Source organism: Vibrio sp. OPT46, from assembly GCF_015163535.1.
In the GTDB taxonomy this organism is placed as follows: Bacteria; Pseudomonadota; Gammaproteobacteria; order Enterobacterales; family Vibrionaceae; genus Vibrio; species Vibrio alginolyticus.
Genome location: NZ_JADDYG010000626.1, coordinates 1 through 257 on the forward strand (window position 1 = coordinate 1; position 257 = coordinate 257).

The following is a 257-nucleotide window of genomic DNA, read 5'->3' on the forward strand; positions in this document are numbered from 1 at the left end:
AGTTTCTGCCGTTCTGTATTCTCATGGATTCCAAGTATAAACCTTTTCGATTCCTCTCTTGATGATGAAATAGATGAAGCAAACGAATGTAAGACGTATTGGCTGGCAAGCAATTTTCCAAAGTTCACTTGGAACTTAACTGAACAACTTGCAATGAGTGGAGACATAAAATCAGATTGGCCTGAGGCGCAGAAGTTGAATAACTGGTCCGCACTAATGGCCGTTCACTCGACAAATGAAAACGCAAAAGCAGCGGC

The 257-nt window shown here is 42.0% G+C and carries 1 protein-coding gene; it reads left to right on the forward strand.

Annotation, left to right across the window (positions count from 1 at the left end):
• A partial coding sequence (locus IQR33_RS34185; RefSeq protein ID WP_228014099.1) for a hypothetical protein occupies nucleotides 1-257 on the forward strand: 257 nt, incomplete at both ends.